Annotated in this window: 5 protein-coding genes; all 5 read right to left on the minus strand. The window is 49.7% G+C overall.

Annotated features, from left to right (window positions below; genetic code table 11):
• Positions 1-352 precede the first annotated feature (352 nt).
• The 5 genes from PG892_RS21690 to PG892_RS21710 all read right to left on the minus strand — a co-directional run bounded on the left by PG892_RS21690 (position 353) and on the right by PG892_RS21710 (position 4,077).
• Positions 353-730 (minus strand): hypothetical protein, encoded by a 378-nt coding sequence (locus tag PG892_RS21690; protein ID WP_109422523.1) that lies wholly within the window; start codon positions 728-730, stop codon positions 353-355.
• 222 nt (positions 731-952) lie between these two features.
• Entirely contained in the window at positions 953-1,672 is a 720-nt protein-coding gene (locus tag PG892_RS21695) for a DNA cytosine methyltransferase (protein ID WP_270825847.1), read from the minus strand.
• Positions 1,609-2,346, minus strand: coding sequence for a hypothetical protein (locus tag PG892_RS21700; protein WP_270825849.1), 738 nt, complete (start codon positions 2,344-2,346; stop codon positions 1,609-1,611). Before PG892_RS21700 ends, PG892_RS21695 begins: the two co-directional genes overlap by 64 nt.
• A gap of 77 nt (positions 2,347-2,423) precedes the next feature.
• A complete protein-coding gene (locus PG892_RS21705) occupies positions 2,424-2,909 on the minus strand; it encodes a hypothetical protein (protein ID WP_270825850.1) in 486 nt (161 codons plus the stop codon).
• A gap of 115 nt (positions 2,910-3,024) precedes the next feature.
• Positions 3,025-4,077, minus strand: coding sequence for a hypothetical protein (locus PG892_RS21710; RefSeq protein WP_270825851.1), 1,053 nt, complete (start codon positions 4,075-4,077; stop codon positions 3,025-3,027).
• Between the last annotated feature and the right edge of the window lie 326 nt (positions 4,078-4,403).

Here is a 4,403-nt window from a genome sequence, read left to right on the forward strand (position 1 = left end):
GGCGTGCATCGAGAAGACAGATTATCCCATCCCGGCAGAACTGATGCCGTCAACCCCGTCCTGGTGAATAGATACCAGAATGAAGGCAAGAACAGCAATACCTGGTCTCAACAAGAACGTCACTCCTAAAGGCCATTTCTATTATAAAACTACCAACTTATTCACTCGGAGTAAACGGCGTTTAAAAATAATTAATTAAGCCAATAACTATTTTGCTTCCCGCGTTTAAATAATTGGCAATATCCAGTCATTGGCGTTCAGGTTTGTATGCGAATGGTTAAAAAAATCGGTTAGGAAAGCGAAAGCCAAAAAAAAGGCCACGCATCCCGATGTGGGTGAGTGGCCTTGTAAGTTAGAAAATAAGTCCGGTTATTTCTGCCAGTGAACGCAGGTCACGGAACAACTTGCCACTTGCGGAGGTTTTCGCAGGCGCATCGTTGAACTTAACCACTTCCACTACAGAATAGCCCTTCATTGGGGCAGATTTAATATTAACGAAGCCTGTGTTGTCGGCAGTGCAAATTGTACCTTTCAACAACGTGACCAGATTTTTCGTCATATCAACCTTATATTCAAAACCATCACCCTCACGGAATATCTGCTGCTCAGTATCGAGCGTGCAGCGACGCTGATACTTTATTGCTTTTGCAAGTTCCGGCGAAATGGTAGCAGTGCCACCAAAGCTAAGCAGGGTTTCTGGATTTAATTGAGAATATTTTGCGATACACATGATAATGTTTCCTTGCCCAAAGGGCTCATGAACCCGAAGGATTTATATTTAAAGCAGGCGAATCACCCCGTTTAATCCAGGGTGATTGCCATTGTCCTGACAGTATCCATTGTGCTGACGTTCATTGATTGCTCCTTATCATTACTTCATGCCCTAAGGCTCCATTCCCGAGGGAACAAATAAAAGTGACCCACGAATGGGTCACTCAGATGGCCAGCAGGTTTACGCTGCGGCTTGTGACGTTTGTTGCATGGCTGCCTGCATATGAGTCCCGACGGCAAAGCCTACAGACTCGAACGGTAACCAGCAAACACCTTGCCCGAGAACCTCATGCGCAACCGTATCGGAGAGTCCGTCGATCACGCAGGGAGGCACACCTTTCCCGCGTGCATGTTCCAGCGGGGTTAGCAACCGTGACAGGTTGGGGTTGGTAGGATGAGCAATAAACGGCTCGGTGCTCCTACACTTGTTATAGCCTTTTGCTATAACTCCGTAGGATTCAGATTCAGCAGTTATAAGTTGCCGTTTGAAGCCTTTTTTTGCTGCGAGGTCTCGTTGCTCTTTGATAGCGAGGTAATCGAATGATCTCCACAAAGGTGAATCCTCGGGGATGTCTTCGAGAATATCGCCAACGCAACTTTCCTTCTGTTTGGTTGAAACCAAATTATCCAGCACACCGGTAGTCATGGCACTTGGGGTAGAGGCAACGACACAAAGCCGCTCCCGTTTCTCCAAGCATCCAAATTTACTGGCATCCAGGTTGGTTTCTTCCAACTCATATCCACGCGAACGTAGAACTGAGCGAATTACTGCCATAGACGCAGTGGCAGAATATGGCAAAACGTTTTCAATTATGACAATAGCTGGGTTAAGGGCAATTACCGCATTAAGGAAGTAATAAAACAAATGACCGGCATCGGAATGTGCTTCCGCAAATTCCAAGCCGTTCTTGCTCTTCCTGATAATGAGGCCCCTGTACATGGGATCCCGGCAATAAGGCACTCTACTCGCACACCTCTGGGATTAAAGTGTTCGATCGATCCTTCGAATAAAACGCTATCGTTACGGAATAACTGGGGGTTATTCTGCAAGGAACTGTCCAGATATTTCCCTTCAAGTTCCACAGCCACTTTACAGTAGCTATCAATTCCAGAACGTGCCAGTCCTGCGTGCATAGCTGTGTCAAGTACACCGCCTCCATGGAACAGTGAACACACCGTCAGTGGTTCCCTGTTTGCCAGTTTGCGTTGAAGCCGAGCTACCCGCTCTTTCGCATCGCTGCTAGAGAGTTGGGCAGTAATCGTCATTTTGAGACCATTAATGGCAATGCGAATTTCCTCAGACTCTTCGAAGAGCTCAAGGAATTTCTTGTCAGACATGTCGATTACCGGCAGGTACTCATTATCAGTGCCACGCAGTTTACGCCGCGAGACAGAACCAGAGACATTCACCAGGTCATGTCCAAAAAGAACATTCACTTGGCGATTGGCTTGGTCAAACTTCAATTCGTACTTCATACCGACAGCGATACCCTCACGGGCAAGCTTCCGACCTTCGCACCAAACACGGGCATTTCCACGATTAAGGGCGAATTTACTAGCTATTACAGTAGACATAACGATCTCCATGCCCAAAGGGCTTACGTTGAATTTGTCCATCGAGGACAGTGAGGGTAATTAAGACGATCCGAAGATCAGCGCCGGAGCGCAGAATAGGTTTCTGATACACGAGCTAAGCCGAACTGCCAGTGCGGATCTTCACTGAGACGATCCAGCTGGCCGGGTGTGTGCTCACGGTAGCCAAGAGAGATGGCTTCCTTGAGGGCTTGCTCTGCGGTGGAATAAACCAAGTGGCTAACGGGGCCAGCTTGGTCATGGAACGACAAACGATAGTGCCCAGGGTATTGCGGATCTGGGAACAAACAACAGAGATTGCCACGCTTGTTTGACACTTCGAGGCCGACGAACTCTCCACCGTTGCGGATGATGAGATCGGCAAATACCTGCTTGCGCAGATTATCCAAATAACCTTGCAGTGACAGGTAAACGGTAATGAGGTCTATGTCCTCGTCATCCACCACCGGGAAGCGATTTAAAAAATCTTCCATGCTGGCGGAGGGTTCATTAGCGAGGTCGCCAATGATGTGTTTGTCGATTCGAATTTCATTTTTACTAGGCATATATGTTCCTTTTCCTGACGGCGGTTGTTCCCGAGGGATTTGGTTCAAATAGAGATAGATAAAGAAAATCCGGTCACCCAAGAGAGGGTGAAACCGGATTTCTTTAGGTTCTGGGTTAGTGGAATTGGTGCTGCAATTCTGAAACTGCATCATCCGACCCGATATAGCCCCAGCATTCATCAGAGGCGATCAGTTCCCACTCTGGTTCATCTTCGGTACCGATATTGCTGAACTCAGCAAGAACGAGACCATAACAATCACCAGACAACCAGGCGTTGTATTGCTCCAGGTCGTTCTCACACAACTCCTCCCGGGCGCGTGCGCGTCCGTTTGCGAGCTGTTTTGCCGTTGGCTTGCGCTGCGAGCTTGCGAAAAGCTGCACGCTTACAAACGCTTCATGCCACGACTTGCACTGCTGTTTGGTGCCATTGTCCAGGTAGGATGTCCAAACCTGTCCGACGCGCTCGATGTAGCCGAACGCATAGGTCGCCATACGCTCTTGGATGAGTTCCTTATGGTGTTGCAAAGGTACCCACACTCCAGCGCGGCGAGACGTATCCCACTGGCACTGCATACCGTTGCCGGTGATGCTCCAGCTTTGGCCACCGTGGTCGTAGCAGTCGAGCGAGATTGCATCCAGCTCTCCGATCAGACCTTGTGACACTAACTGTTGCCAGGCTTTCAAGGCGACATCAGCGGTGAACTCGAAGTCCCACAGCTGCTTGTCTTTTACATGCCCCTGGTGTGATTGCTCACGCCAAAAAGCACTTGCCCGATTGCGAAGATACCGCTCGTCACCATCTTCCTTGCGACCCGTGTTGCCAGCCCAAACCGCAAACTCTGGACTGATAGCAGCTTGCGCTACCCATTCCTTGCGGAAAGCTTTCTCACGATCGGCCCCGTCCATTAACTGGTCGAGGTCTGGCTCCCAATCCCGGTTCAAGCCCAAGGCCTCTTGCATTGCCTTGTGCTCCAACTCGTCAGCGTACCGATGAGCAGTGAAGATTGTCTTCTCGTCAGCCACGTTCGGATGGAAGGGATCTTCATCGTCCGCCAAATAGGCAACTTTGAGTACGCCATCCACTTCCTTCACCTGGTAGTCGTTAAAGTCCATGATGAACGACGGGGTCACTTCAAACGGCAGTTCTTTGATAGAGATGTGTTCCATGATCTATTCCTTGCCCGAGGGCTTACTGTGGCTTGGCCGGATGGCCGTATAGGGGTGCAAAAGCATTCAGATACGCGAACGCGGGCGCTGTCGTGAACGACAGGCCTTAGTGGTTGCGTGGGATTTGTTCGTGGCTACCGAGGTAGCGCACGAACGAGGGTGTGATCAGGAAATCAGCCCGAAGGTTGATCGCTCCTGTGTGTAATCGGATAGTCCCTTGTCACCAATATGGGTGAACAATGGGACCATCTGCGTATTCCGGCGAAGTTGAACAGCCATTCCGGCCAACGTGAACACCCTGATCCTTAACGCGCTCACGTCACCCC

The organism is Aeromonas sp. QDB68 (genome assembly GCF_027707405.1).
Taxonomy (GTDB): Bacteria; Pseudomonadota; Gammaproteobacteria; order Enterobacterales; family Aeromonadaceae; genus Aeromonas; species Aeromonas caviae.

What these genes read in the sequence shown, in the direction of transcription:
- PG892_RS21690 (WP_109422523.1), bottom strand. Translation starts at nt 730, where the DNA reads ATGTGTATCGCAAAATATTCTCAATTAAATCCAGAAACCCTGCTTAGC.
- PG892_RS21710 (WP_270825851.1), bottom strand. Translation starts at nt 4,077, where the DNA reads ATGGAACACATCTCTATCAAAGAACTGCCGTTTGAAGTGACCCCGTCG.
- PG892_RS21700 (WP_270825849.1), bottom strand. Translation starts at nt 2,346, where the DNA reads ATGTCTACTGTAATAGCTAGTAAATTCGCCCTTAATCGTGGAAATGCC.
- PG892_RS21705 (WP_270825850.1), bottom strand. Translation starts at nt 2,909, where the DNA reads ATGCCTAGTAAAAATGAAATTCGAATCGACAAACACATCATTGGCGAC.